Raw genomic sequence first — 25,385 nt, forward strand, 5'->3', positions numbered from 1 at the left:
CCGCTCCATCAAGCGTACTCCTGCTCTGAAGTCTGGAGTGTGGCTCTGATGAACTCTTCGGGCGCAGGCTAGGGCGCGACCTCGTCGAGGAGCTGGGGGCCGTTGTTGCGCACGCTGTTGACCTCGGTGGAGACCGGCCGGACGTCCAGGCGGCCGTCGGCGGGCCGGGTCAGCAGGGCGCGCAGGTCGTCGGGGTCGTGGCGGCGGGGGTCGAGCCAGGCGGCGTAGTGGTCCGGGGGGAGGGCGAGCGGCATGCGGGGGTGGACGCGCCCGGCGGCGTCGGTGGCCTCCGTGGTGAGGACGGTGCAGGTCGTCAGCCAGGCGGCCGGGTCGTCGTCCTCCTCGACGTCCGGGTCGCGCCAGTACGCGTACAGCCCGGCGAGCGCCATGACCTGGTCGTCCTCGGGGTGGATGTAGTAGGGCCGCTTGCGGGACCTGCCCGTGGCCGGGTCCTCGGCCTGCTGCCACTCGTAGAAGCCGTCGGCGGGCAGCAGGCAGCGGTGCCGGGTGAAGGCGCGACGGAAGGCGGGCTTCTGGTGCACCGTCTCCACCCGGGCGTTGATCATCCGCGCGCCGATCTTCACGTCCTCGGCCCATGACGGCACGAGGCCCCAGCGCAACGGCCGCAGCTCACGTCCGGACGCGACGTCGTCGCCCGCGCCGCGCGGCGCGCGTTCGAGGACGGCCCAGACCTGGTCGGTGGGCGCCACGTTCCAGCTCGGGGCGATCGTCTCCTCGGGGCGCCAGTCGGTGACCTCGAAGAGCCGTACGAGGTCCTCGGGGCTTCGGCTGGATGCGTAGCGGCCGCACATACCGCCACTGTGCCACCCCGTCCGGGCCGCGCGTCCGACCCGCTCAGCGGTGTTGCCCGGCCAGGACGTCCTCCGCCTCGCGCACGACCCCGCGCACGATCTCGCCCGCCGGCCGGATGTCGTGCACGAGCGCCGCCGACTGGCCCGCGAACGGCATGAACTCGTCGCCGCGGCCCGCGTGGATCGCCCGCATCAACCGTGGCCCGGCCTCGCCCGGGTCGATGTCCTCGGGCTTCTCCCGCAGGGTGTCCACGAAGGGCGTGCGCAGCGCGCGCGGCACGCCGAAGCTGCCGGGGCGGGAGTACGGCGGAAGGATCCGCTCGCTGCCGGCCACCTTCACCGCGTCGACCGCGTCCGCGGCGATGATCCGCTGCTTCCATTCGTCGGACGCCGGCATCTCCTGCGACGCCAGGAAGCGGGTGCCCATGGAGACGCCCTGGGCGCCCAGCACGAGGGCCGCGGCGAGACCGCGTCCGTCGGCGATGCCGCCCGCCGCGAGCACCGGGGTGTCCCCCGCCATGTCCACGACCTGCGGTACGAGCACCAGGGTGCTGACCTCGCCCCCGTGGCCGCCTGCCTCGCCGCCCTGCGCGATGAGGACGTCGGCACCCGCGTCCAGGGCCTCGGCGGCCTGCCGGGCGTCCATGACCTGCTGGATCCACAGGATGCCCGCGTCGTGTGCCCGGCTGATCAAATCCCGGGGAACGGCCAGATGGAACGAGATGACGCGCGGGCGGTCCTCGATCGTGGCCTGGAACGCGTCCTCGTCCAAGGGCCGGGTGGTGTGGTTGACCGCGAACGGGCGGCTGGTCAGCCGGCGCATCTCGGCCCACTCGTCGCGCAGCCGCGCGAGGTCGCGGGCGGCCGTTCCGAGGCTTCCGAGCCCGCCGGCCTCGCACACCGCGACCGCCAGCGGGACCTCGTTCCAGGGGCCGAAAGGCGCGCAGACGACGGGCAGTTCGATGCCGAGCAGCTCGCATACCGGGGTGCGGAGCATGAGTGCCTCCCGCTCGATCCGGGCGGGAGCCACGGATCTCCGTGGCCGTGGGCGGACGGTCGGATTCCGCTTCTCCTCCCAGCCTATCCGGGGCCGGGGCGGGGGGCACCCTCGCGCTCTTTTCGGGGGCTTCGGACGCACGGCGAAGACGGATTCGCTGATCTTGTACACATTCGAGTGATCACCGCCGGTCCGTGGGTTTTTCAGTGGTTAAGATCCGCTGCTGTGACAGCAAGTCAGAACGTCACGCCCGTCGAGGGCGTGGCTGACGTGGTCGTTCTCGGTGCCGGTCCGGCGGGGCTGGTGCTCGCGAACCTGCTCCACGGGAGCGGGGTCGACTGCGTCGTCCTGGAGCGCGCCGGCCGAGCGCATGTACAGACCCGGGCGCGTGCGGGCTTCCTCGCCGCGAACACCGTACGGATCCTGGACAGGCACGGTCTCGCTGAGGGACTGCGCCAACGTGGCCGGGAGCACGGAGCCTGCGAGTTCCGTACCGACGACGGCCGTTTCCGCCTGGAGTACGGCAGCCTCGGCCGCGGGGAGCCGCACACCGTCTACCCGCAGCAGGAGTTGGTCACCGATCTGCTGACGCGGTACGTGAACGCCGGTGGCCGGATCCGGTTCGAGGCGGAGGCGGTGGCCGTCCTCGGGGCGGACACCCCCCGGCCCGCCGTCACGGTCCGCGAGCCGGACGGCCGTACCGTGCGCTGGCAGGCACGGTACGTCGCCGGCTGCGACGGCCGACGGGGCGCGGCGCGCGCCTCGCTCCCGCCCGGCGCGGTCCGCCACCACCGCCTCGACCACGGGGTGTCCTGGCTCGGCCTGCTCGTTGAGGCGCCGCCGAGTCTCGACGCCGTCGGCTACGCGGTGCACCAGCGCGGATTCGCCGGACACATGGCACGCACCCGCGACATCACGCGCTACTACCTCCAGTGCGAGCCCGACAGCCCCGCCGACGCCTGGTCGCAGGAGAGGATCTGGGAGGAACTGGAGCTGCGGATGCGCGCGGCGCGGTACGGTCCGCTGCACCGGGGCCCGATCGTGCAGCGCGGCGTCGTCGACCTGGACTCCGACGTGCTCGAACCCCTGCGCCACGGTGCGCTCCTCCTCGCGGGGGACGCCGCGAGCGTGATCAGCCCGTCCGCCGCCAAGGGCGCGAACCTCGCGGTGCTGGAGGCCGAGATGCTCGCCGACGCCCTGGTCGACGACCTCGTGCGGGGTGACGGCGAGGGGCTCGACCGTTACTCCGCGCGCTGTCTGACGCACATCTGGCGTGCGCAGGACTTCTCGCGGTGGATGATCCAGCTGCTGCACGCGCCGTCCGGGCCGGACGGCGACTCGTCGTTCCACCACTCGCTGCGGCGCTCCCGCATCGAGGCGCTGCGCACCTCGCGCAGCCAGCAGGACTGGTTCGCCGAGAACTACGTCGGCGTCTGAGGCCCCTGACCCACGCACCGGCCCAACGGCGCCCCGCACACCGAACTCCTGCGTACCGAAATCCCGGCGCACCGAACTCCTGCGTACCGAAAACCCCGCGCACTGAAATTCCCGAGCACCTGAGCCCTGCGCACGAAATCCCCGGGCACCGAAGCCCCGAGCGCCGACAGCCCCGAAGTCCCGCGCACCGAGAAACCCTGCCTACCGAAACCCCGCCTACCGAAACCCCGTGTACCGAAATCCCGCGTGTCGGGATTCCGTGTGTCGACATTCCTTGCCGGCGCGTCCCCTTGCGCCGCGCGCAACCCCCGTACCGAAATGAGGATGCCCTCGTGACCATGACGACGATGCCGGGCGACGAGGACCGCCTGAGGGCCACGGCCGACTTCGTCAGGGAGCAGGACACCACCACGTTGTTCCCGCTGCTGCTGCCCTGCCTGGACGGCCCCGAAGTGCGGGCGCTCACCGGCCGTTGCCGCTTCGCGCACGCCGCGCTGCTCGTCTTCCCGCACAACGGGCGGGCGCTGCGCGCCGCGCTGGCCGGCTGCGGGCTGGACGCGGAGGCCGCCGACCTGCCGAGCGTCGTCGTACGGGAGCGCCTGGCCCTGCGCCACGGGCTGGCGGCGACGGAACTCGACGTGCGGATCCTGCGTCCCGCGGTGGTGGGTACGGACGGGGCGCGGCGTGCGGTCGAGGTGTTCGCACTGACCGTGCCGCCGGGCTCCGACCTGGCGCCGATCGCCGCGCACGAACGGGCCCGGCAGCACGAGGCACATCTCGCCTTCGAGGTCGAGTGCCCGGATCCGCTGGTGCTGCGCGGACTGTGCGCGATCCTCGCCCGGCACGGCGCGGTCCCCGACGGCGGGGGATACAACGCGCACGAGGACGGCACGGTGTTCTACTTCACCGCACCGCCCGGCTCGAAGGCCGGATACCACCGGGTGGAGCTCTACGCGCACGGCGACCACCAGGACGTGCTGACCACGCACCTGGACGAACAGCGCGCCCGACAGCCTGCTGAATCGCTCCTGCGCCTGCTGACCGGAGCGTGGACCACGCAGGCCCTGGCCACGTTCGCGCGGTTGCGGATCGCCGACGCCATGGACACGCACACCGGGGCCGCTGTCGAACCCCTGGCACGGACGGTCGGCGCCGACCCGCACAACCTGGCCACGCTGCTGCGGTACCTGAGGATGCTGGACGTCGTGGCCGAGGAGGGCCGCGGCTACCGGCTCACCGAACGCGGCGCGCTGCTGCGCGAGGACGTGCCGGGCTCGATGCGACCGCTCGCGCTGATGTACGGCGGTCCCTTCTACGAGTCCTTCGCCGATCTCCCGCACACGGTGCGCACCGGACAGGTCGCCTTCGAGCACCGTTTCGGCGAGAACCACTTCGACCACTTCGCCCGCGACCCCGAACTCGCCGACCTCTTCGACCGGTCCATGGCGGCGAGCTCCCGCATGTTCGCGCCCCTGCCGAGCCACCCCGTCCTCACGGCCGCGAGCCAGGCGGCCGAGCCGGCGGTCGTCGTCGACGTGGCGGGCGGTACCGGGGAACTCCTCGGCCGCGTCCTCACCGCGCATCCCCGGCTGCGCGGTGTCCTGCTGGAACGCCCGCACGTCGTCGAGGCCGCCCGCCGCTCCCTGGACGGCGCCGGCTGCGGCGATCGGTGCGCCTACCGGACGGGCGACTTCGCCGACGTACCGCCGGGCGGCGACGTCTACGTGCTCTCCCGGGTGCTGCACGACTGGGACGACGAGCGGTGCGCCGAGATCCTCGGCCACTGCGCCCGCGCGATGCCCGGCCACGCCGACCTGCTGATCGTCGAACGCGTGCTGCCCACCGACGGCTCGGTCTCGCTGGCCACCGCCTGGGACCTCCACATGATGTGCAACGTCGGCGGCCGCGAACGCACCACCGCGCACTACGCCCACCTGCTCGACGGCGCGGGACTGACCCTCGTGGACCGCTCACCGCTCCCGCTGGACGGCAGCGTGCTGCACGCCCGCAGGTCCCCGGCGCCCTGAGCGCCGCCCGCGCGGCCCGTTCACGCCGTGGCCTCCGTCGGGAGCACCACGCAGACCTCGTAACCGCCGTCGCTCGTCGGACCCGAGGTCATGGTGCCGCCGAGGAGCTCGGTGCGCTGGCGCAGACCGATCAGGCCGTGGTGTGCGCTGGGGAGGGGCAGGGCCGGACGGGTCGGCGCGGTGTTGGTGACGCGGACGCGGACGCGGCCGTCGGTGTGGGACAGGTCGATGCGCGCGGTGGCACCGGGGGCGTGCTTGCGGGTGTTGGTCAGGGCCTCCTGGACCGTGCGGTAGACCGCGCGCTGCACGGTGGGCGAGAGATCCTCCGACAGGTCGGTCTTCAGCTCGGTCTCGATCCCGCAGTTGTCCGCCAGCTTCTGCAGGTCGGTGAGGGCGGGCTGCGGTGTGAGTTCCGTGGGGCGGCCGCCGGAGGCGCGCAGGACGGTGACCATGTGGCGCAGCTCGTCGAGTGTCTGCGCGCTCAGCCGCCTGATCGTCGCGGCGGCCTCCTTGACCTCGGGATCGGCCGTCCCGACCTGGAGCGCTCCGGCACGCACGGCGATGAGACTGACCTGGTGGGAGACGACGTCGTGCATCTCCCGCGCAAGCTGTGCGCGTTCCTTGGCGAGGACCGCCTGCGCGGTCAGCAGCTGCTGGTGGTCGCGTGCCTGCGAGATCTCGGTCAGCTTCAGCGACAGGTCGCGGCGCGTCAGCACCAGTTGCCCCAGGAACACGGCGGCGGCGGCCGTCGCGGAGGTGTAGCCGAGTCTGATCAGTGTCGAGGGGTCGCCCAGATCGAGCTCTACCGACGGCAGGAGCGTGGAGTCGCTGAAGGTGTAGATGAGGGCGCACACGACGAGCAGCGTCCGGTTGCGACTGAGGGAGGCGAGTGTGTACAGCGCGACCAGACACGCGAACAGCGCGTCGGACAGCAGCACCGCCGGGAGGGTGAGGACGAAGGTGAGCAGCGGTCGCCGTCGGCGCAGCACCAGGACGAGGGCTCCGGCCAGGCCGCAGGCCGATCGCCACAGCTCCTCGGCGTCCCAGTGCACCCAGACGTCGAGGAGGGCCAGGCCCACCACCAGGCCGTCCAGGAGCAGCGGGGACACCCGGCGGGTCACGGCGAACCCCTGGTGAGGAGGCCCGCGCGCTGGGCGAAGAGGGCGGCCTGCACCCGGCCGCTGACCTCCAGCTTGGTGAGGATCGCGCTGACGTGGTCCTTGACCGTGCCGGTGCTCAGGTGCAGCCGGGTCGCGATGTCCGCGTTCGACAGGCCCTCGGCGACGAGCACCAGCACGTCGCGCTCCCGGTCGGACAGGCGCTTGAGGACGTCCGGCGGGTGTTCCTGTGCACCGGCGCTCAGGTATCCCTCCACCACCGTCCGCGTCACCTTGGCCGACAGCACCGTGCCGCCGCTCGCCAGGCTGCGCACCGCGAGCGGCAGCTCCTCGGGATCGGTGTCCTTGAGCAGGAAGCCGGCGGCGCCCGAGCGCAGCGCCGTCTCCACGTACTCGTCCATGTCGAACGTGGTCAGCATGGCCACCACGGGGGGCTCCGGCAGTCGGCGAAGATCACCCAGGACGGTGAGCCCGTCCACGTCCGGCATCCGGATGTCCAGCAGGACCACGTCGGGCCGCGTCTCCCGCGCCGTCCGCAGGGCCTGTCCGCCCGACACCGCGCCGACGACCTCGATACCGTCGGCTGCGTCGAGGATGCGCTCGAAGCCCGTGCGGATCAGGGCTTCGTCGTCGACCACCAGTACCCGGATCACGTGTGCTCCAGCCGGTTTCGGACCACTGTCCGATTCGTATCACGGCGAGGACTGCTCCGCCGCCGGGAGCCGCCCGCCGGCGGACCGCCGGAGCACCGGGGTCAGGGCTGTACGAGCAGGGGCGCGAAGAGTCCGGCCGCCCCGGCGTCGGCCGCCTGCCGGCGTTGCCCCGGGATCGCCATGGTCCCCGGCCGGACGGTCCAGCAGCCGTCGTGGAGTGTCAGCGTGATCGCCGCGGGGGGCGGGGTGCCGAGGTGCCAGAAGGCGCGGTCGGGCGCGGACAGGCCGTGCACCAGGGCGGCCCGGACGACGGCGGCCTCGGTGACGGTGAGTACGCGTCCGGTGTCCGTGGGAAGGGAGTCCAGCCATGCCGCCGTGCGGCGGCAGAGCGCGGCGACCGACTCGCCTCCGTGCGGTGCCGCCTCGGGGTCGGTCAGCCACGCCGAGAAGCCGTGCGGGTCCTCGGCGGCGACGTCTTCGCGCGGGCGGCCGTCCCAGCTCCCGCGGTCCAGGTCACGCAGGGCGTCCTCGGGCGCGGCGGCGATCGCGAGGGCCTTTGCGGCACGCGCGCAGCGGGCGGAGGGCGCCCGCAGGGCCAGTGCGTACGGCGGAAGGACGACCTCGTTCGCGGCGCCCGCGCCGCCGTTCCCGAGGAACAGCTCGTCGCCGGCGTCCGTGCCGGTGGCACTCAGCATCGTCACTCGCAGAGTCACCCCGCCACCTCCCTCTCCGCCGCGGACGCGCCCGTCGCGGCTTCGATCACCACACTTCAGCAACCGCGGCGCCACATCCATCCGGCAGACGGCCGGAACACCCCCGCCGACCGGCGGATCCCCACCCGCCGGTCGACGGACCGCCGTGCGTCAGCCGACGAGTTCCCTGGGCGGCTGGGGCTGGGGCTGCGGTACCGGTGCCGGGGCCTTCGGCTTCGGCCGGAAAAGGAAACGGTCGATCGGGGGACGGGTCAGAGGACGGGCCAGGCGGCGCATCAGGGGGCTGCCGAGGAAGACGGCCAGGGCGACCGCGCCGAGGAACATGGCGGCTTGTTCGGCGCGGGTGTCGACGCGGTCGGCGTAGCCGAGGACCAGGAAGGGGCGGATGAACAAGGGGTGGAGGAGGTAGATGGTGAAGCCTGCGGCGCCCATCGACGTGATGTACGGGATGCGCCGGTTGGGGGTGACACGGAGCAGGCACAGCACCAGGGCTGCCGACGCCACCAGGATGAAGAACCGGGGGAACCAGGCGAGCTCGGCGGGCAGGGGCACGTCGTCGTAGAGCACCGCGGAGTGGGGCCACGGCCGCCAGACGAGGAAGGCACCGCCGAGACCGGCGATCAGTCCGGCCCAGGCAAGGGGCAGGGTGCGGCGCGAGGTGAACCACGAGGCGAACAGGGTGCCTTGGCCGAGGCGCCAGCCCAGGTAGAACAGCGGCAGATACATCAGGGTCCGGGCCCCGGCGTAGTTGTCGCCGATCTCGCCGAAGTAACCGGCCACGAGGGCGAGCCCCGTCGTGCAGAGCAGCGGAAAACGCAACTGCGTGATGAGGGGCAGCAGCAGCCGCCACCACAGCAGGGCCATCAGGAACCACAGGGTCCAGGGCCACCGGCTCAGGTGGAAGGTGAACTCCATGCCGAGCAGGATCTTCTCCGTGGAGAGCAGGATCCAGCACAGTGTGGCGGGGACGAGGATCCTGCCGACGAGGCCGCGCGCGTAGCGCGACTCCAGAGGGCCCCCGTGACTGAACACCCCCGCGAGGATGACGAACGCCGGGACGCGCAGCGGCCACATGGTGATGTTGAAGGTGTCGAGCAGTCCACCGTCCGGCACGGCCGGCCCGGTGGTGTGCAGCACCACGATCAACGTCGCCGACAGCGCCCGCACGTTGTCCCAGCGCGGGACTCTGTCCGATATCGAGGCAGCCTGAAGCCGCTCGTTCGATGGCAGTGCCATAACTGCTCGAAGCCTCCGACACGATTCCGATGTGTGCCCGACACAGGAGCGCCACCGATGGACCGGAGGCGGAAACGTCGCGCCGTGGGGCCAGGCGAGCATAGGTGATCGGTGTGGTAATCGTAAAACTTAGTTGCGTTTTCTGTGCCCTACGGGCGCCGTCGGTCGGGCTCAATAGCCAGCCACAAGTGAACAGAGAAATTCAAAAAGACAAACTTCCAGCGAACTTTCACCCTGAACCAGGTTCTCGTAGGTCCCTCGCTGACGGGCTCAGAGCCAGTCCTTGCGCTTGAAGATGAAGTACAGACTGGTGCAAACGATCGCCATGAGGCCGATCGCGAAGGGGTATCCGAACCCCCAGTGCAGCTCGGGCATGTGGGAGAAGTTCATGCCGTAAATGGTTCCGACCAGCGTCGGGGCGAACAGGATCGCCGCCCACGAAGAGATCTTCTTGATCTCCTCGTTCTGCTCGAATCCCGCCTCCGCCAGCGTGCGCATCTCCGCGTTCTGCTGCTGGGTCACCAGGGTGGCGTTCACCGTCAGGATGTCGGTCAGTGCCTGGCGGAAACCGTCGACGCGTTCGCTGATGTGGGTGACGTGGTCGGCGACGTCGCGGAGATAGCGCTGGAGTTCCTCGTCCGTGCCGTACTTGGCGAAGCCCGCCATCAGGCCGTGCAGCATGCCGACCAGGGGACGGGTCGCGCGCTGGAACTCGACCATCTCGCGCGAGAGTTCGTAGATGCGCCGCGAGACCTCCGGGTCGCCGCGGAACACCTCCGTCTCGATCTCGTCGATGTCGGTCTGGACGCCCTCCACGACCGGTGCGTAGCCGTCGACCACCGCGTCGAGGATGGCGTACAGGACCGCCTCCGGGCCCAGCCTCAGCAGTTCCGGCGTCTCCTCCATGCGCCGGCGGACGGCGGAGAGGTCGGGGGCCGCGCCATGGCGGACCGTGATCAGGAAGTCGGGGCCGACGAACACGTGCAGCTCGCCGAAGTCGACCTCCTCCGGCGCGTCGAGGTAGCGGGCCGCCCGCAGCACCACGAACAGGGTCTCGCCGTAACGTTCCAGCTTCGGTCGCTGGTGTGCCTCCATCGCGTCCTCGATGGACAGCGGGTGCAGGTCGAACTCCTCGGCGAGGGAGTGGAGTTCGCGCTCGGTGGGGCGGGCCAGGCCGATCCAGGCCATGCCGGCCGGCTTCTCGTTCAGCTCGCGGTAGGTGTCGGCGAGGGTCGCGGGGGAGGAGACCCGGACGCCGTCCTCGTACAGCGCGGCCTCGACCACGCTGCCCGTCTCGGCCGGCTGCGCGGGCGGCGTACCGGCCGCGGGCGGCGGGCCGGCGGGTGGCGGCGGCGGGGTGCGGCGCCGGCCGGACCTCTTCGACGCGTTCCTCCAGGCGATGGGGCACCTCCCCGCTCGGTCCACGGCTGATCGGTCGCAAGGATATAGGGGGCAAACGGCCTCGGGCGGGGCGGCGAAGGAGAACGCGGTCCGCACAGGGAGACGCGGGCCGCAATGCAGGCCGGAAATGCGGACCAAAACTGTCCGCAAGCCCCGCTAGCGTGCGGAGCATGACCCAGACGACGGCAGTGCTCGGCACCCGCGCCCTGAACCGCGCCACCCTCGACCGCCAGCTGCTCCTGCGCCGCGCGCCGCTGTCCGCGAAGGCGGCGGTGGAGCACCTCGTCGGACTCCAGGCCCAGGAGGTCAAGCCGCCCTACTACGCGCTCGCCGCCCGCCTCGACGGCTTCCGTCCCGAGCAGCTCTCGGCGCTTCTGGCCGACCGCGCGGCGGTCCGGACGGTCACCCTGCGCTCCACCATCCACCTGCACACCGCCGACGACTCCCTCACCCTGCGCCCGCTGGTGCAGCCCGCCCGCGACCGGGAGCTCAGGATCTTCCGCAAGGGTCTCGCCGGCGTCGACCTGGAGCGGCTGGCCGGGATCGCCCGTGAGCTGGTCGAGGCCGAGCCGCGCACCATGCGCCAGCTGCGCGAGGCGCTGTCCTTCGAGTGGCCCGACGCCGACCCGCAGGCACTGGCCGTCGCCGCCCGCTGCACGCTCCCGCTGGTCCAGATCACCCCGCGCGGACTGTGGGGCAGGAGCGCGCAGGTCCGCCTCACGACCGCCGAGCACTGGCTGGGCCGCCCGAGTGAGCCGGCCGCCACTTCGGACAGCGCCGTGCTGCGCTACCTCGGTGCCTTCGGGCCCGCTTCCGTGAAGGACATGCAGACCTGGTCGGGCCTGACCCGGATGCGCCCGGTGTTCGAACGGCTCCGCCCCCGGCTGATCACCTTCCGGGACGGGGCAGGCACCGAACTCTTCGACCTTCCCGACGCCCCTCGCCCCGACCCGGAGACCGAGGCCCCGCCGCGCTTCCTGCCCGAGTTCGACAACCTGCTGCTCTCGCACGCGGACCGCGCCCGCGTGGTGCCGCCCGCGCACCACGGCCGCACCTGGCAGGTGAACACCTTCCACTGCCCGCTCCTGGTCGACGGCTTCCTGGCCGGCGTCTGGCGGCTGCTCGACGACGCCCTGGTCGTCGAGCCGTTCCGCACCCTCACGCGCACGGAGCGCGACCGGGTGACCGAGGAGGGCGCGCGCGTGCTCCAGGTCCTGCACGAGGGGGCGTCGTACGACGTCCGCTTCGGGACCGTCCTGCCGTGACCGGTCCCGGCGCGGGGAGGACGCCCGCTCGCGGCGCATGGAGAGGGGGCGTTGCGGGCCGCTCGTGGAGGCCCGCAACGCCCCCTGGTCTACTGGCCTGAGGCGCCTTCAGGAATTGTCACCCGTTACGAGTTGACCTGCGCGCCGACCAGGCTGGAGAAGGTCGTCAGCCGGGTGTAGACGCCGGGGTACCCGGCCTGCGCGCAGCCCTCGCCCCAGGAGGTGATCCCCGCGAGGACGCCCCCGATGAGCAGCGGCCCGCCGCTGTCGCCCTGGCAGGTGTCGACGCCGCCGGAGGCGTAGCCGGCGCACACCATGTCGCTCGCCACGAAGTCGGAGCCGTAGGAGGTGCGGCAGCTGGAGTCGGACACGGTCGGGACGGTCGCGGTCCGCAGCTGGTTGGAGGAGCTGCCGCTCTGGGAGGTGGTGCCCCAGCCGACGACACGGGCCGTGGTGCCGGCGGCGTACACCGAGGTCTGCGAGGAGGAGACGTACTTCGCGGTGGTGTACGGCATCGACGTCGACAGCGTCAGGACGGCCACGTCGTCGCCGTGGGTGACGTCCGAGTAGCCGGGGTGGATCCAGATCCTGCTGACCCGGCTCACGGTGCCGTTGGTGCCGTTGAGGTACGTGCGGCCGCCGACCACGCGGACGCTGCCCGTGGTCTCGCCGACCATGCAGTGGGCGGCGGTCACGACCTTCGTCGGCGAGACCAGGGTGCCGCCGCAGAACTGGTTCTGCGAGGCGTCCGTGATCTGCATCATGAACGGGTACGCGGTCGTCGTGGTGGTCGTCCCACCGACGATGGGCTGCGGGGCGGCGACGGCGGCGGGGGAGGCGAGCAGCGCGGTCGCGGCGGCGGCAGCGGTCGCGGCGACGAGGGCCGCGGTCCTTCTCGCACGGGTGAGCCCGAACATGAGACTCCTCAAGGGGTTGCCGGTGGGGGGTCGCGCGGGTGGGGGGTGGAGCACGAGGGACTCGGGTCCGACCCCCGTGTGCCCGGCGAGCGGCACATGCCCAAGCTAGGGCGGGGCACACGTCCGTCCCAATGAGGGAACCCCCTAAGGGGGTTGGGGCAGGGAAAACCCTCGGTACGGGGTGCCTCGACCGGCGCCGCCGGGGCGTGGGGCCCGTCCCCGGCCCTACTTGACGTGCCGGCCCGCCGCGAGCCGGACGATGTCCACGCGGGACCGGATCCCCAGCTTGCGGTAGACCCGGGTGAGCGTCGCCTCGACCGTCTTCACGCTGATGAACAGTCGCCCGGCTATCTCCCGGTTGGTCGCCCCCTCCATCACCAGTTCCGCGACCTGACGCTCCATCGCGGCGAGCCCTTCCAGCACGGCCGTCGCGGGCGGCGGAGGCGGCTGCCGGTCCGGAGTGGCCCCCGCCGCCGCGGCCGCGTCGACCTGCCGCAGCCAGGGCAGCGCCCGGCACCGCCGGAACAGCCGCGCCGCCTCGTCGTACGACGCCGGACCCGGTCCGTGCCCGGACCCGAGCAGGGCCAGTTCGAAGGCGGCCCGCGCCTCCTCCAGCCCGTAGCCCAGCTTGCCGAGCCGGTCCTGCACCGACATCAACTGGACGACCGCCGCCTTGTGTTCGCCGCCCGCCGCGCGCACCAGTGCCTCCGCCCGGTCCAGCACGGCCAGCACGCTCTCCCGCCCCAGCCGCAGGGCCTGCGCGCGCGTCACGTCGATGACGTCCTGGGCCTCGGCCGGCTCGCCGATCCGCACCAGCGCCTCCGCGAGGTCCCCGTGCCAGCGGCCGCGCGCCGGGTCGGTGACACCGAGCCCGTTCTCCAGTTCCCGCACCCGGCGCAGCGACCGGACGGTGCCCTGCGCGTCCCCGGCGACCAACTGGACGTGTCCGAGGGCGGCCAGCGCGCGGGAGACGTAGATCTGGTCGCCGTCCTCCTCGGCGTGCTGCACCGCCTCCCGCGCGAGCGCCAGCGCCTGCTCCACGTTGCCGCCGGAGGCCTCGGCGAGCGAGGCGAGCATCGCGGAGGCCACCTCGCCGATGCCCAAGTCGCGGGCGAGACGCAGGCTCTCGCGGGCCAGGTCCAGGGCGCGTCCGCAGTGCCCGGAGCGCAGCTCGGTCTCCGCCAGCAGCCGCAGGAAGTGCACCTCGCTCTCGACCATGCCGCGGCGCCGGACCTCGCGCAGCAGCGCGGTGACGGTGTTGCGGGCCTCCGGCAGCTGATCGCTCATCAGCAGCCAGCGGAAGCGGGTCGACCCGGCTCCGTTGTGGTGGCATGCCACCTGCGGGTCCTGAGGCTCCTTGAGCGCCCGTTTGATGGTGGCGGGCGCGTCCGGATGACCCATCAGGGTCTCGGCCTGCGCCTGGAGGGCGAGGGCCAGCAGTTCGGTACGCCGGTCCCCGGCCCGCGCCGCCAGGTCCGCGGCGTGCGCGGCCTCCTCCCGGCCCTCGGCGAAGTCGCCGTCCAGGACCAGTGCGCGCCAGGCGAGCTGGTAGTGGACCAGGCCGAGCAGCCGCGGGTCGTCGCCCGCGTCGGCGAGCGCCTGCGGGAAGGCGGCGTCGACCTCCCCGAGCGCCTGTCCGGCCGCCTCGATCACCACCATCCAGGCCCGCACCCGCTCCGCCGCGGCCGTGGCCCGGGTGAGCACCTCACGCGCGATGTCCTGGGCGAGGTCCACCTCGCCGGCCGTGATCGCGTCCTCGGCCGCCTGCAGACGCCGCTCGTCGGGGCCCGGCACGCTGTCGGCCGGTGCGTGCCGCGCGGCCAGCAGTCCGAGGGAGGCCGCCACCGAGGGCGCGCCCCGGTCGCGGGCCAGCATGGCGGCACCGGCGAGCCGCGCCGCCACCTCCGGATCCGTACCGGTGGTCGCCAGTGCCAGGTGCCGGGCCCGCTCGATCGGATCGGAGGCCGCCGTGGAGAGCGCGGCGTGCGCGGCACGCCGCTGGTGCGCGGGCGCCTCCGCGTACAGCGCCGCCGAGACCAGGGGATGCGCGAAGCGCACGGCGGGCCCCTCCGCCTCCGTGGCCAGCAGCCCGAGTTCGGCGGCGCGGGCGGTCTCGGCCTCGGCGTTCTCCCGCCCGGCGGCGTGCAGCAGCGAGAGGGTGGGCCGGGCCCCGGCGCTGGCGACGAGCAGGGTGTGCCGGGCCTGCGCCGAGAGCATCTCCAGCCGGCTCAGGACGAGGGCCCGCAGCGAGGTCGGCACCGGCAGGGGCTCGCCGGGGCGCGGCGGCGTCGGGTTCTCGGCGAGGGCGCGGCCGAGTTCCAGCGCGAAGAGCGGATTGCCGCCGCTGGTGCGGTGGATGTCGCGGACCGTGGAGCGCGGCAGCCCGGTGTAGCCGCGGTGGTCGAGCAGGGCGGAGACCTGGGCGCGGGTGAGCGGGCCGAGCCGGACGGCGAGGGTGTCCGGGGGAGAGGTGCGCAGGTGGTGGTCGTACTCCTGGCCCTCGGTGCGGACCGCGCACAGCATCGTGACCGGGGTGTCGCCGAGGCGGCGGGCGGCGAAGCCGAGCAGCTCGGAGCTGGCGGAGTCCAGCCACTGCACGTCGTCCGCGACGACCAGGACGGGACCCCGGGCGGCGAGCGCGCGCAGCGCGGACAGCACGGCGAGCCGCAGCGCGAGGCCGTCGCGCTGGAGGGTGGACTCGCCGCGGCCGGTGAGCGCCGACTCCAGCGCCGTGCGCTGGGCGGCGGGCAGCGTGCCGGACACCTCCTCCAGCACCAGGCCGAGCAGGTCGGCCAGGGCCAGGAAGGGCAGATGCGATTCGGACTCGGTCGCCGAGCAGCGCAGCACGGTCCGTGCCGCCTCCGCGTAATCCGCGGCCAATGCCCGCAGCACGGTCGACTTTCCTATTCCCGCGGGCCCGTGGAGCAGCACGCTGCCCCCGCGGCCGAGCTGTTCACGGGCCGCCGTGAACAGGTCCTCCTGGCCGATGACCAGCTCGGGGCGGCTTCGGGCAGGCTCCTTGAAGTCCTGTCGCACGGTCACCGCTCCCTCCGTGTGTCGTGTCCGGGCCAAATTCTAGGCAACAACTCATTGAAATCCGGAGCGCCGAGGTGGTGAGGGAAATAACAACAGGGATGCATGGGCAAATTCAGTCGACGGTCAGGTGAATGGTCTGCCCGTGCCGGGGCCCGCCCATGCGTGGCCACGCGCCCCCGTTGCGGGGTGGTGACACCCGCCCCGCGCGGTACACGATGTGAGCGAACCGCCCGGCGACGGTCCGGCACCCAGGAGGACACATGACGACGGCGACGGAGCAGTTCCGCACGGCCCGGGACTTTCTGCTGCACCACCGCGAGGACTACGAGGCCGCCTGCGCGGGATTCAGCTGGCCGCGCCCGGAGTACTTCAACTGGGCGCTGGACTGGTTCGACGTCGTCGCGGCCGGCAACGACCGCACCGCCCTGCACCTCGTCGAGGAGGACGGCACCGAGCGGAAGGTGTCCTTCGCCGCCATGGCCGAGCGCTCGGCCCGTGCCGCGAACTGGCTGCGCGCACAGGGCGTCGGCGCCGGCGACCGGATCCTCGTGATGCTGGGCAACCAGGTCGAGCTGTGGGAGACGGCCCTGGCCGCGATGAAGCTGCGCGCCGTGGTCATCCCGGCCACGCCGCTGCTCGGCCCGGCGGACCTGCGCGACCGGGTGGAGCGCGGGCGGGTCCGGCACGTCCTGGTCCGCGCCGAGGACAGCGGCAAGTTCGCCGAGGTGCCGGGCGACTGGACGCGTATCGCGGTCGGGGGCGCCCCCGAGGGATGGCTGCGCTACGAGGACGCCCGCACGGCCCCGGCGGACTTCGCTCCGGACGGTCCCACCCGCGCCGACGAGACGCTGATGCTCTACTTCACCTCGGGCACGACCGCCCGCCCGAAACTGGTCGAGCACACCCACACGTCGTACCCGATCGGGCACCTGGCGACCATGTACTGGATCGGCCTGAAGCCCGGCGACGTGCATCTGAACATCTCCTCCCCGGGCTGGGCCAAGCACGCCTGGTCCAACCTCTTCGCGCCGTGGAACGCCGAGGCCACCGTCTTCGTCCACAACTACGCCCGTTTCGACGCCCCCCGCCTGATGGCGGAGATGGACCGGGCGGGCGTGACCACGTTCTGCGCCCCGCCCACCGTGTGGCGGATGCTCATCCAGGCCGATCTGACGCAACTGCGCACCGTGCCGCGCGAGGTGGTGGCCGCCGGGGAGCCGCTGAACCCCGAGGTCGTCGAGCAGGTGCGGCGGGCCTGGGGGGTCACCGTGCGCGACGGGTTCGGGCAGACGGAGACCGCGGTGCAGGTGTCCAACAGCCCCGGCCAGCACCTGAAGACGGGCTCCATGGGCCGCCCCAGCCCGGGCTACCGCGTGGCGCTGCTGGATCCGGTCTCCGGTGCGCCGGGTGCCGCCGAGGGCGAGATCGCGCTCGACCTGTCGGGCCGTCCGGTGGGTCTGATGACCGGCTACCACGGCGACGCGGAGCGCACGGCGGAGGCGATGGCGGGGGGCTGGTACCGCACCGGCGACATCGGCTCCCGTGACGAGGACGGCTACATCACCTACGTCGGCCGCGCCGACGACGTCTTCAAGGCATCCGACTACAAGATCTCCCCGTTCGAGCTGGAGAGCGCCCTGCTGGAACACGAGGCGGTGGCCGAAGCGGCCGTCGTGCCCGCACCCGACGAGCTGCGCCTCGCGGTCCCGAAGGCGTACGTCGTCCTCGCCGAGGGCTGGGAGCCGGGGCCCGACACGGCCAAGGTGCTCTTCGAGCACTCCCGCGAGACCCTCGCGCCCTACAAGCGCGTCCGCAGGCTGGAGTTCGGGAGCCTGCCGAAGACCGTCTCCGGCAAGATCCGCCGTATCGAGCTGCGCGAGGCCACCGCCGCGGGCTCGGTGGAGGAGTACCGCGAGGAGGACTTCCGCTGACACGGGCGTCCGGTCAGGGCATCGGTCAGGGCAGGGCCGCCGCCGGGGTGCGCGCGGCGTTCCGCAGCCGGGCGGCGTCCTGGCTGGGGGGCGCGCCGAACTGGCGGCGGTACTCCCGGCTGAACTGCGAGGGGTTGTCGTAGCCGACCCGGTGGCCGACGCCGGTGACGTCGCCGGGGTGGGTCGCGAGCAGCAGCCGGGCCTCCTGCAACCGGATCTGCTTCTGGAACTGGATGGGGCTCATCGCGGTCACCGCCTGGAAGTTGCGGTGGAAGGCGGAGACGCTCATGCCGGACAGCCGCGCCACGTCCTCGACCCTGAAGGGCTGCGCGTAGTGCTCACGGATCCAGCGCACCGCCCGCGAGATGTGGCTCAGCCCGCTGTCGGCGAGACCGAGGGCGCGCACCGTCGCGCCCTGCTCGCCGGTGATCAGGCGCCACAGGATCTCGCGCTTGAACAGCGGGGCCAGCACGGCCCGGTCGCGGGGTGCGTCGAGCAGGCGCAGCAGCCGGACCACGGCGTCGAGCAAGGCGTCCGGGGCGTCGCTGACGACGATCCCCGGCGGCGCGCCGCCGGGGGCCCGGCGTGCGTCCCCGGGCCCCTCCTGGAGCAGCAACTCGGCGACGGCCGACGGCTCCAGGGTGAGCCCGAAGCCCAGCGCGGGCTGCCCGGGCACGTCCTGGAGGAACTGTCCGGTGACGGGCAGGTCGACCGACGCGACCAGATACTGCCCGGCGCGGTACTCGAACACCTTCTCGCCGAGCGCCAGCCGTTTGGCGCCCTGGGCGATGACCGCCAGCACCGTGCCGGTCATCGACGGCGCGGGCGGATCCGGCCGGTCGATCTTCGAGACGAGGACGCCGTCGACGGCGGTCGTCCAGTCGGGCCGGGCGTGCCGGGCCAGCAGGGTGCGGAGCTCTTCCAGACGCGGGCTTCGCTCATCGAGGTGCATACGTCCATTGCAGCACCCCTCGTCTGACACACCACCCCGGATCGAGAGGATCGTGCAAGTCCCGGCGAGGATCGTTGTACGTCTTCGCAGCTCAGGACCGTTGAATGGAGGCAGAAGCCAAACAACCACCACTTTCGGGAGGACGATCATGAAGGTCGCCATCGTCACGGGCGCCAGCTCCGGCATCGGGCGGAGCGCCGCGATCGAGATCGCCGCGCGCGGCTGCGGGGTCATCCTGACCTACGGCCGGAACGCCGAGGGCGGACGGGAGACGGCCGCCGCCATCGAGAAGGCGGGCGGCACCGCCGTCGCCCTGCCGCTGGACGTCGGCGACAGCGCCGGCTTCGAGGCCTTTCGCGACACGGTGGCCGGCGTGCTGCGCGACACCTGGCGGCGCGACACCTTCGACTGCCTGGTCAACAACGCCGGCATCGCGCAGACGGCGTTGATCGAGGACATGTCCGAGGAGATGTTCGACCGGCTGATGCGGGTGCTCCTGAAAGGCCCCTACTTCCTGACGCAACGGCTGCTGCCCCTGATGGCGGACGGCGGGGCCGTCGTCAACACGAGCAGCAACTCGGCGGGGACCACCACCGGACTGGAGCCCGGCTACTCGGTGTACGCCTCGATGAAGGGTGGCCTGGACGTGCTGACCCGCTACATGGCCAAGGAGTTCAGCGCCCGCGGCATCCGGGTCAACGCGATCTCGCCGGGCGCGACCCGCACCCGTCTCGCCGACGACGCCTTCACCCGGTTCCCCGAGGTGATCCCGGCGCTCGCCGCGAAGACCGCGCTGGGCCGGGTCGGCGAGCCCGACGACATCGGCGCGATGATCGCCACCCTCGTCTCCGACGAGAGCCGCTGGGTCACCGCCCAGAACCTGGAGGTGTCGGGCGGCTACAACCTCTGAGCGCCCCCGACCCCACGGACCTCAGGTCAGGGTGGCGTGCAGGGCGTCGGCGGGCTGGTTCACCGGGCGCGGTGTGCCGGTCGGGTCGTCCACGGCGAACAGCGGGACGCCGAGGGAGTCGGCGCGGGCGCGGGCCTCGACGGCGTACCCGGAGAGGGAGAAGTACACGCAGCGCACCGACTCCGTCATGGCCATGAGCCACAGGCACTCGACGTCCCGCACCGTCGCCGGGCGCTCGGACGGATCGACCTGGGCCAGCAGGCCGTCGGCCGAGAGCCCGATGCCGGAGGGGGGCCGCTGGTCGGCGCGGCGCAGGTCGCGGTGGCCGAGCCGGTGCAGATAGAGGGCGGCGGCCGTGACCGCGTCGCGGGCGGTGCGCAGGGCGACGGGCGGTCGCGGGCCGGCGTCCGGGACGGCCACTGGCAGGCGCAGCACGGCTCCGCAGGGGCAGCCCAGCTCCGGGCGCGGCCACTGGTTGAGCCGGCCGCAGGGCGCGCAGGGGACCTCCACCCACTCCTCGTCCCAGCTGCGGTGCGCGACGGCCTCCGGCGCGGCGCGCGGGTCCGGCGCCGGGCCGGAGGGGGCGCCGCAGGCGCAGGGGTAGGACGGCGCGGCGTAGAGGTGCTCGCGTCGGCAGGCCGGGCAGCGCACCGGCAGGCTCTCGGGCATGGCCACATGGTGCTCCTGTCCCGCCCCGCCTGTCCGTGCCTTGACGGCATTTGGCGCCGAGCCGTACATTGCTTCCAGATCGTAGAAGTTACTTTCCGCTATACGGAAGTGCTCACCGGCGGGGCGCGACGGGAGTACGCATCCGACAGCCGAAGCAGGAGTACTCAATGGCTCGTATGACCGCTGCCCGCGCGGCAGTCGAGATCCTCAGGCGCGAGGGCGTCACGGACGCGTTCGGTGTGCCGGGCGCGGCGATCAACCCGTTCTACGCGGCACTCAAGGCGTCCGGCGGCATCAGCCACACCCTCGCCCGCCACGTCGAGGGCGCCTCGCACATGGCCGAGGGCTACACCCGCACCCACCCCGGAAACATCGGCGTGTGCATCGGCACGTCCGGCCCGGCCGGCACCGACATGATCACCGGCCTGTACTCCGCGACCGGGGACTCCATCCCGATCCTGTGCATCACCGGACAGGCGCCGACCGCGGTCATCCACAAAGAGGACTTCCAGGCCGTCGACATCGCCTCGATCGCCAAGCCGGTGACCAAGATGGCGGTCACCGTGCTGGAGGCCGCACAGGTTCCGGGCGTCTTCCAGCAGGCGTTCCACCTGATGCGTTCCGGCCGTCCGGGCCCGGTCCTCATCGACCTGCCGATCGACGTCCAGCTCACCGAGATCGAGTTCGACCCGGAGACGTACGAGCCGCTGCCGGTCTACAAGCCGGCCGCCTCCCGTGCCCAGGTCGAGAAGGCGATCGGGATGCTGAACGCCGCCGAGCGCCCGCTGATCGTGGCCGGCGGCGGCGTCATCAACGCCGACGCCGCCGAACTCCTCGTGGAGTTCGCCGAGCTGACCGGCACTCCGGTCGTGCCGACCCTGATGGGCTGGGGCACCGTCCCCGACGACCACGAGCTGAACGCCGGCATGGTCGGGCTGCAGACCTCGCACCGCTACGGCAACGCGACGTTCCTGGAGTCCGACTTCGTCCTCGGCATCGGCAACCGCTGGGCCAACCGCCACACCGGCAGGATCGACGTCTACACCGCCGGCCGGAAGTTCGTGCACGTCGACATCGAGCCGACCCAGATCGGCAAGATCTTCGCGCCCGACTACGGCATCGCCTCCGACGCCAAGGCCGCGCTGGAGCTGTTCGTCGAGGTGGCCCGGGAGCTCAAGGCGGCCGGCCGACTGCCCGACCGCTCCGCCTGGTCGGCCGCCGCCCAGGAGAAGAAGGCCACCCTCCAGCGGCGTACCCACTTCGACGACATCCCGATCAAGCCGCAGCGCGTCTACGAGGAGATGAACAAGGCCTTCGGCCCGGAGACGCGGTACGTCACCACCATCGGCCTCTCGCAGATCGCCGGTGCCCAGATGCTGCACGTCTACCGTCCGCGGCACTGGATCAACTGCGGCCAGGCGGGCCCCCTCGGCTGGACCGTCCCGGCCGCCCTCGGCGTCGCCAAGGCCGACCCGGAGGCGTCCGTGGTCGCCCTCTCCGGCGACTACGACTTCCAGTTCATGATCGAGGAACTGGCGGTCGGCGCCCAGCACCGCATCCCCTACGTGCACGTCCTGGTCAACAACTCCTACCTGGGCCTGATCCGCCAGGCGCAGCGGGCGTTCGAGATCGACTTCCAGGTCAACCTGGAGTTCGAGAACCTCAACTCGCCGGAGCTCGGCGTCTACGGCGTCGACCACGTCAAGGTCGCCGAGGGCCTCGGCTGCAAGGCGATCCGGGTGACCGACCCGAACGAGCTGGGCGCGGCCTTCGAGCAGGCCAAGAAGCTCGCCGCCGAGTTCCGGGTGCCGGTGGTCGTCGAGGCGATCCTGGAGCGGATCACCAACATCTCCATGTCCGGCACGAACGACATCAGTAACGTCGTGGAGTTCGAGGAACTCGCGACGGAGCCCGGGCACGCGCCGACGTCGATCAAGACACTGAAGGTCTGACACCCGGGCCCGACACCCGGGCCCGACACCCGGGCCCGACACCCGGGCCCGACACCCGGGCCCGACACCCGGGCCCGACACCCGGGTCTGGCACCTGGGTCCGGCACCCGGGCCCGGCAGCCGGGTCCGGCACCCGGGTCCGGCACCCGGGCCCGGCACCCGGGTCTGGCACCCGGGCCCGGCACCTGGGTCCGGCAGCCGGGTCTCACACCCGGGTCTGACACTCCGGGTCCGGCACCCGGGTCTGACACCTGGGTCCGGCACCTGGGTCCGGCACACGGGTCTCTCCCGTGGGGCGGCTGAAGGGTGGCTCACCCGAAGGTGGGCCGCCCTTTCGGCGTGCCGTGGCTCAGTCCCCTCCGCCGCCTCCACCGCCGCCCCCGCACCCGTGTCCGCCGCCCTCGGACGCCTGGCCCTGCTCGGCGCCGAAGGTGCGGCGCAGGTCGGTGCCCCGGCCGAACGGGAAGCGCCCCTCGTCGGCGAGGGTGCCACGGCCGTCCAGCCCCGAGGCGCGGGTGAAGTGCGGCGCGAGGGCCGTCAGGGCGCGCCCGCCGTGGAGGGCGACCGCGAGGAGCATCTCCTCGTCGGTGAGGCCGTCCGGGGCTGGGGGCATGGGGTGTCGGGCGCGCAGGGCGGTGAGGTGCCGGCGCCCCCTGCGCGTCGGGCCCGGCAGCCCCGAACGCAGCAGTCCGTCCGCGACGAGGTCCTCGCGCATCCGGGCGAGGGCCAGGCGTACGGCCGCGCGCGTGGGCAACTCCCTGATCCCGGCCGGGCGGTAGAGGCCGACGCGGACCGCCTTCTCCAGCGGATGGTCGGGTGCGGGGAAGGCGGCGGCCCTGCGCAGGGTGCCGGGCCGTCCCGCCTCGACCAGGCCCCGCAGATGCAGACCCAGCACGGCGACCGTGACGGCGCCCCGCGGACCTCCCCGCAGCATGCCGAGCTCGTGCGGCCCCGGCCGTCGCGTGCGCGCTTCGTGATCGCTCACCACCCACCCCCGTGCCGACGGGTCCCGGCATGTGAGGGGTATGTGCCCGCCCCAGGGCGTACTTGAAGCATGCCGGGACCCGTCGGCCGGCCCGCGCCGGGCGGCCCGTGATGTCAGGGGTGGCCGTGATGCTCGTCGTGGCCGTGATGCTCGTGGTGCTCGGACAGTCCCGGCCAGTCCTCCGGTCCGCCGCCCTGCCACTCGATGAAGTCGGTGTCCTCGACGTCGGTCACATAGAGATCGGCGAGCCGCAGGATCTCGCCGACGTCGTCCAGGTGCGTGGCGACGCCGAGCGTGTCGTCGCCCTCGGTGACCCGCCGGGAGCCGTCCAGGGCCGGCGGATGCACCACCACGTGCGGGTGCTCCGGTGGATGTCCCATGCCTTCAGGGTGCTGCGGCCGGAGCGGTTTCGCACCCCCGTGCCGTACGGTCCCGGACACGGGAAGGCGCCGGGTACGGGACCGTCCGTACCCGGCGCCTTCGCCCGGTGAGGTGTGGCCGTCCGGCGGCGCGAGGCTGGGCGCGACAGGACGTTCGCGCCGCCGGACGGTGTGGGTGTGGCTCGGACCGCGACGGACGGCGACAGCACCGGGTTCCCTCCCCTCAGGTCGAAGAAGGAGTTCCGGGGCCTTCACCACCGCACTGGCTCGCTCGCCGCCGCGGTCCTGGCCGTGCCCGCCCGGCCACCGGTCGACCACCCCTCATCCGGGTCGCCGGTGTCCTGGCGGGCGGTGCGTCCGAAGTCCTGACCTCCCGTCAGAGTCCGGACGCAGCCCTTGGGTTCAGTCCTCGCGCAGGGCGCGGACCGCCTCCTCCACGCGCCTGCCGTACTCGGCGTCGGCGGCGTGGAAGTGGGCCAGGTTCTTCTCGATCACGTCGTCGCGGGAGACCTGCGAGAGGCCGCCGGCGATGTTGGCGATCAGCCGGGACCTCTCCTCGGCGGACATCAGCCGGTACAGCTCGCCCGCCTGGAAGAAGTCGTCGTCCTTGGTGTGCGGCGGCGCCACGTGGGTGCCGGTGTGACCGGACACCGGCAGCGGGGCCGACAGCGGGCGGCCGGTCTCCACCGGGCCGTCGTAGGAGTTCGGCTCGTAGTTCTTGGCGCACCGGCCCTGGGCGTTGCTCGCCATGAGGCCGTCGCGCCCGTAGTTCTGCGCGGTCGTGGCCTTCGGGGCGTTGACCGCGAGCAGGGTGTGGTTGACGCCCAGGCGGTAGCGGTGGGCGTCCGCGTAGGCGAAGAGCCGGCCCTGGAGCATCTTGTCGGGGGAGGGGCCGATGCCCGGCACGAAGTTGTTCGGGGAGAACGCGGCCTGCTCGACCTCGGCGAAGACGTTGTCCGGGTTGCGGTCGAGGACCAGCCGGCCCACGCGCTGCAGCGGGTGGTCACTGTGCGGCCAGACCTTGGTGAGGTCGAACGGGTTGAAGCGGTAGTCCGCCGCCTCGGCCGCCGGCATGACCTGCACGTACAGGGTCCACGACGGGTTGACGCCCCGCTCGATGGCCTGGAGCAGGTCCGTCTGGTGGGAGTTGGGGTCCTGGCCGGCGGTCTCGGCGCCCTGCTCGGCGCTCAGGCAGCGGATGCCCTGGTTCGTCTTGAAGTGGTACTTGACGAAGAAGGCCTCGCCGTCGGCGTTGGTCCACTGGTAGGTGTGCGAGCCGTAGCCGTTCATGTGGCGGTAGGAGGCCGGGATGCCGCGGTCGCCCATCAGCCAGGTCACCTGGTGGGTGGCCTCCGGGGCGTGGGCCCAGAAGTCCCAGACGTTGTCCGGCTCCTGGCGGCCGGTGAACGGGTCGCGCTTCTGCGAGTGGATGAAGTCGGGGAACTTGAGAGGGTCCTTGATGAAGAAGACCGGCGTGTTGTTCCCGACGAGGTCGTAATTGCCCTCTTCCGTATAGAACTTGACGGCGAAGCCGCGCGGGTCGCGCACCGCGTCCGCGCCGCCCAGCGAGTCCGCCACGGTCGAGAAGCGCACGAAGGTCTCGGTGCGCCTGCCGACGGCGCTCAGGAAGTCGGCGTGGGTGAAGCCGGTGACGTCGTCGGTCACCTCGAAGTAGCCGTACGCGCCCGAGCCGCGGGCGTGCACCACGCGCTCCGGGATGCGCTCGCGGTTGAAGCGCGCGAGCTTCTCCAGCAGGTGCTGGTCCTGGAGCAGGAGCGGACCGCCGACGCCGGCGGAGGCGGAGTTCTGGTTGTCGGCGACCGGGGCGCCGGACTCGGTGGTGAGCACGCGCTTCGACATGGTGACCTTCCGTACGAGGGGCAGCGGAAAAAGACTTCCACTTCGTGGAGCATCCGCTTCGTGGAGCCTAGGTTCGGGGCGATCGCGACGTCAACAGTTTGTTGAAGTCGAGGAGGGTTCCGGGCGGCGCCACC

Annotated in this window: 20 protein-coding genes; 6 read left to right on the plus strand and 14 right to left on the minus strand. The window is 72.4% G+C overall.

What is annotated here, in order from left to right; translation table 11 throughout:
• Positions 1–68: 68 nt before the first annotated feature.
• On the minus strand, positions 69–812 hold the full coding sequence (locus ACZ7LV_RS12235; RefSeq protein WP_471938436.1) for an SOS response-associated peptidase: 744 nt from the start codon (positions 810–812) through the stop codon (positions 69–71).
• A 43-nt stretch (positions 813–855) separates the two neighbouring features.
• The gene (locus tag ACZ7LV_RS12240; RefSeq protein ID WP_471938438.1) at positions 856–1,809 is read right to left on the minus strand and encodes an NAD(P)H-dependent flavin oxidoreductase; all 954 of its coding nucleotides are present in this window, start codon (positions 1,807–1,809) and stop codon (positions 856–858) included.
• Positions 1,810–2,079: 270 nt separating this feature from the next.
• Between ACZ7LV_RS12240 and ACZ7LV_RS12245 the strand changes: the two genes are divergently transcribed.
• On the plus strand, positions 2,080–3,246 hold the full coding sequence (locus ACZ7LV_RS12245) for a 4-hydroxybenzoate 3-monooxygenase (protein WP_471939196.1): 1,167 nt from the start codon (positions 2,080–2,082) through the stop codon (positions 3,244–3,246).
• Positions 3,247–3,584: 338 nt separating this feature from the next.
• On the plus strand, positions 3,585–5,273 hold the full coding sequence (locus tag ACZ7LV_RS12250; RefSeq protein WP_471939198.1) for a methyltransferase: 1,689 nt from the start codon (positions 3,585–3,587) through the stop codon (positions 5,271–5,273).
• A gap of 20 nt (positions 5,274–5,293) precedes the next feature.
• On the opposite strand, the gene ACZ7LV_RS12255 is transcribed toward ACZ7LV_RS12250, so the two are convergent.
• The 5 genes from ACZ7LV_RS12255 to ACZ7LV_RS12275 form a co-directional block, all read right to left on the minus strand.
• Entirely contained in the window at positions 5,294–6,394 is a 1,101-nt protein-coding gene (locus ACZ7LV_RS12255) for a sensor histidine kinase (protein ID WP_471938440.1), read from the minus strand.
• On the minus strand, positions 6,391–7,044 hold the full coding sequence (locus ACZ7LV_RS12260; RefSeq protein WP_471938442.1) for a response regulator: 654 nt from the start codon (positions 7,042–7,044) through the stop codon (positions 6,391–6,393). Before ACZ7LV_RS12260 ends, ACZ7LV_RS12255 begins: the two co-directional genes overlap by 4 nt.
• A 101-nt stretch (positions 7,045–7,145) precedes the next feature.
• Complete coding sequence (locus ACZ7LV_RS12265; RefSeq protein WP_471938444.1) at positions 7,146–7,757, minus strand: histidine phosphatase family protein; 612 nt, start codon at positions 7,755–7,757, stop codon at positions 7,146–7,148.
• 150 nt (positions 7,758–7,907) lie between these two features.
• Positions 7,908–8,993: an acyltransferase family protein gene (locus ACZ7LV_RS12270; protein WP_471938446.1), complete on the minus strand. Its 1,086-nt coding sequence runs from the start codon at positions 8,991–8,993 to the stop codon at positions 7,908–7,910.
• A 270-nt stretch (positions 8,994–9,263) separates the two neighbouring features.
• Positions 9,264–10,394, minus strand: coding sequence for a magnesium and cobalt transport protein CorA (locus tag ACZ7LV_RS12275; RefSeq protein ID WP_471939200.1), 1,131 nt, complete (start codon positions 10,392–10,394; stop codon positions 9,264–9,266).
• Between the two features lie 170 nt (positions 10,395–10,564).
• Between ACZ7LV_RS12275 and ACZ7LV_RS12280 the strand changes: the two genes are divergently transcribed.
• Positions 10,565–11,659: a winged helix DNA-binding domain-containing protein gene (locus ACZ7LV_RS12280; RefSeq protein WP_471938448.1), complete on the plus strand. Its 1,095-nt coding sequence runs from the start codon at positions 10,565–10,567 to the stop codon at positions 11,657–11,659.
• Between the two features lie 125 nt (positions 11,660–11,784).
• Here the strand turns inward: ACZ7LV_RS12280 and ACZ7LV_RS12285 are convergent, their stop codons facing one another.
• Positions 11,785–12,576, minus strand: coding sequence for a S1 family peptidase (locus ACZ7LV_RS12285; protein WP_471938450.1), 792 nt, complete (start codon positions 12,574–12,576; stop codon positions 11,785–11,787).
• 225 nt (positions 12,577–12,801) lie between these two features.
• Positions 12,802–15,618 (minus strand): helix-turn-helix transcriptional regulator, encoded by a 2,817-nt coding sequence (locus ACZ7LV_RS12290; protein WP_471938452.1) that lies wholly within the window; start codon positions 15,616–15,618, stop codon positions 12,802–12,804.
• 254 nt (positions 15,619–15,872) lie between these two features.
• Here ACZ7LV_RS12290 and ACZ7LV_RS12295 point away from each other — a divergent pair, with 254 nt between their 5' ends.
• Positions 15,873–17,543 (plus strand): AMP-binding protein, encoded by a 1,671-nt coding sequence (locus ACZ7LV_RS12295; RefSeq protein WP_471938454.1) that lies wholly within the window; start codon positions 15,873–15,875, stop codon positions 17,541–17,543.
• A gap of 25 nt (positions 17,544–17,568) precedes the next feature.
• Here the strand turns inward: ACZ7LV_RS12295 and ACZ7LV_RS12300 are convergent, their stop codons facing one another.
• Positions 17,569–18,495: an AraC family transcriptional regulator gene (locus tag ACZ7LV_RS12300; RefSeq protein WP_471938456.1), complete on the minus strand. Its 927-nt coding sequence runs from the start codon at positions 18,493–18,495 to the stop codon at positions 17,569–17,571.
• 148 nt (positions 18,496–18,643) lie between these two features.
• Here ACZ7LV_RS12300 and ACZ7LV_RS12305 point away from each other — a divergent pair, with 148 nt between their 5' ends.
• Entirely contained in the window at positions 18,644–19,405 is a 762-nt protein-coding gene (locus ACZ7LV_RS12305) for an SDR family NAD(P)-dependent oxidoreductase (protein WP_471938458.1), read from the plus strand.
• Between the two features lie 21 nt (positions 19,406–19,426).
• On the opposite strand, the gene ACZ7LV_RS12310 is transcribed toward ACZ7LV_RS12305, so the two are convergent.
• The gene (locus tag ACZ7LV_RS12310; RefSeq protein ID WP_471938460.1) at positions 19,427–20,074 is read right to left on the minus strand and encodes a hypothetical protein; all 648 of its coding nucleotides are present in this window, start codon (positions 20,072–20,074) and stop codon (positions 19,427–19,429) included.
• 167 nt (positions 20,075–20,241) lie between these two features.
• Here ACZ7LV_RS12310 and gcl point away from each other — a divergent pair, with 167 nt between their 5' ends.
• The gene (gene gcl / locus ACZ7LV_RS12315) at positions 20,242–22,026 is read left to right on the plus strand and encodes a glyoxylate carboligase (RefSeq protein WP_471938462.1); all 1,785 of its coding nucleotides are present in this window, start codon (positions 20,242–20,244) and stop codon (positions 22,024–22,026) included.
• Positions 22,027–22,375: 349 nt separating this feature from the next.
• On the opposite strand, the gene ACZ7LV_RS12320 is transcribed toward gcl, so the two are convergent.
• From ACZ7LV_RS12320 to ACZ7LV_RS12330, 3 genes are all read right to left on the minus strand, one after another.
• Positions 22,376–23,011, minus strand: coding sequence for a TIGR04222 domain-containing membrane protein (locus ACZ7LV_RS12320; protein WP_471938464.1), 636 nt, complete (start codon positions 23,009–23,011; stop codon positions 22,376–22,378).
• Between the two features lie 113 nt (positions 23,012–23,124).
• Positions 23,125–23,391 (minus strand): hypothetical protein, encoded by a 267-nt coding sequence (locus ACZ7LV_RS12325; protein WP_401665362.1) that lies wholly within the window; start codon positions 23,389–23,391, stop codon positions 23,125–23,127.
• A 402-nt stretch (positions 23,392–23,793) separates the two neighbouring features.
• Positions 23,794–25,251 carry a catalase gene (locus ACZ7LV_RS12330; RefSeq protein ID WP_471938466.1) on the minus strand — a complete coding sequence of 486 codons (1,458 nt, stop codon included), beginning with the start codon at positions 25,249–25,251 and terminating at the stop codon, positions 23,794–23,796.
• Between the last annotated feature and the right edge of the window lie 134 nt (positions 25,252–25,385).

The organism is Streptomyces sp. NPDC107562, from assembly GCF_055657325.1.

Coding starts and splice junctions, on each gene's coding strand:
- ACZ7LV_RS12295 (WP_471938454.1), top strand. CDS start 15,873: ATGACGACGGCGACGGAGCAGTTCCGCACGGCCCGGGACTTTCTGCTG.
- ACZ7LV_RS12310 (WP_471938460.1), bottom strand. CDS start 20,074: ATGCCCGAGAGCCTGCCGGTGCGCTGCCCGGCCTGCCGACGCGAGCAC.
- gcl (WP_471938462.1), top strand. CDS start 20,242: ATGGCTCGTATGACCGCTGCCCGCGCGGCAGTCGAGATCCTCAGGCGC.
- ACZ7LV_RS12235 (WP_471938436.1), bottom strand. CDS start 812: ATGTGCGGCCGCTACGCATCCAGCCGAAGCCCCGAGGACCTCGTACGG.
- ACZ7LV_RS12305 (WP_471938458.1), top strand. CDS start 18,644: ATGAAGGTCGCCATCGTCACGGGCGCCAGCTCCGGCATCGGGCGGAGC.
- ACZ7LV_RS12330 (WP_471938466.1), bottom strand. CDS start 25,251: ATGTCGAAGCGCGTGCTCACCACCGAGTCCGGCGCCCCGGTCGCCGAC.
- ACZ7LV_RS12270 (WP_471938446.1), bottom strand. CDS start 8,993: ATGGCACTGCCATCGAACGAGCGGCTTCAGGCTGCCTCGATATCGGAC.
- ACZ7LV_RS12300 (WP_471938456.1), bottom strand. CDS start 18,495: ATGCACCTCGATGAGCGAAGCCCGCGTCTGGAAGAGCTCCGCACCCTG.
- ACZ7LV_RS12250 (WP_471939198.1), top strand. CDS start 3,585: ATGACGACGATGCCGGGCGACGAGGACCGCCTGAGGGCCACGGCCGAC.
- ACZ7LV_RS12325 (WP_401665362.1), bottom strand. CDS start 23,391: ATGGGACATCCACCGGAGCACCCGCACGTGGTGGTGCATCCGCCGGCC.
- ACZ7LV_RS12240 (WP_471938438.1), bottom strand. CDS start 1,809: ATGCTCCGCACCCCGGTATGCGAGCTGCTCGGCATCGAACTGCCCGTC.
- ACZ7LV_RS12280 (WP_471938448.1), top strand. CDS start 10,565: ATGACCCAGACGACGGCAGTGCTCGGCACCCGCGCCCTGAACCGCGCC.
- ACZ7LV_RS12285 (WP_471938450.1), bottom strand. CDS start 12,576: ATGTTCGGGCTCACCCGTGCGAGAAGGACCGCGGCCCTCGTCGCCGCG.